This is a genomic window from Bradyrhizobium sp. Leo114 (assembly GCF_055229415.2).
Genome location: NZ_JBUYEN020000162.1, coordinates 1 through 1,398, shown reverse-complemented (window position 1 = coordinate 1,398; position 1,398 = coordinate 1). Strand labels below are relative to the sequence as shown.

General features: G+C 54.7%; 1 pseudogene. It reads right to left on the bottom strand.

What is annotated here, in order from left to right:
• Window positions 1–1,219 precede the first annotated feature (1,219 nt).
• Window positions 1,220–1,398: pseudogene (locus tag ACZIRK_RS45165) on the bottom strand (IS3 family transposase); the annotation flags it as partial.

Genomic DNA, 1,398 nt, shown 5'->3' with positions numbered 1-1,398 from the left:
CCGCGCGCCGATGGCGGTCTGGCGGGCCGGTGTCACCGGCGCATTCGGCGAAGAGGCTGTGGATATGACGCTTCTCGCAAGCGAGAAGCTTGGACAACGCTGCGCGTTGCCCACATCCCCACAGCCACAACAGCAGCAAGCAAGAATAGCGTAAAGTTATTGGCAAGAACGAACGGCAGCAGTTCCACTTAAGAAACCGGACCCAGTGGTCCTCAGCATAGGGTCCACTTCACCAGCGCGCGCGCTGTAAGCCAGTAACATGCTTCCAAACACACGACAAAACGACAAGCGGGCGGCCGGCAGCAAGAACACGCGTTTTAGCTGACGTTGACGTCCGCTTATTCATTGGAGCCTGTCACTGTTCGTGATTGCGGTCCCATAAGGAAGAGCCCCTCTCCTGGGGCGAACAGCCAAGTTAGAAAGGTCAATGGCGTGAAGTCACACGCAAAGACCATCATTCTCGGGCCTGGCTCTATATAAGGCCCTCATTGCGTCCTCGCATTCGCCAAGTACAATCAAGTCTCCTCACACTCCTTTCTTCCATCACGAAGCACAATTAAGCGGTTCTCTCCTCTCTCTCGATGGAGTTTCCTGGCGGCCCACTCGTCCACGTCGATGCTAACTTGCTGCTGGATGCACTAGGTGCCCTCACGTTTCGATTCGCAGTCCAACACGGAGGTGGGACTGAAAACCGGTGCTTCTATATGATGACGGCGGCGGATGCTCATCACTGTGTTGCGAACCAAACCCTTGCTGGCCTCTCCTGGACGGCGGGGCCACCACTTCCAGTTTACGGTCCGGTAGGCCCGTATACTTGGTTCGTAGCTGTCCCGCGTCACTGGTACGATGCTGTCGAAGCGAACGGGGGCCGCCAGGCCTTCGCGGCCGTTAATCAGATTCCGGTGGTGGCATGGGGGCGCGCGACAAGGCGTTGATCAAGGTCTCCACAGATCGACCTTGCGCGTATTGTTGCGTTGAGTGTTTTGTTCTGTCAGTTTTACTTGTTTTATTCTGCATTTGTAATCGTTTTATTTCGTGTGTCATGGGACTCGTCTTTGTGGCAAGTCCTGTCTGTATCGTGGTTCATCATTATGAATGCCAGGTCAAATTTATAATCTGAATAGCGCTTCCATATGAATTAATAAGTTTATTGAACGCGAAATCTTTCTCCAGAAGTTCGGCCAAATACTTTTAGTCACACTGACCTGCCACTGAACTTTCATCCAGCAGCGGTTAGAGTCTCAGGGTTTTGTACGCCAAGTGGCGCGGGCGGAGCAACGGACGATCGGCGGAGCTGGTCGGGGTTGCGCAGCCGATCGTCCGTTGCGGTGAGGTGGGCGGCATAGGCCGCGGGGGTCAGGTATTTCAGCGACGAGTGAGGCCGCCGGATATTGTAGT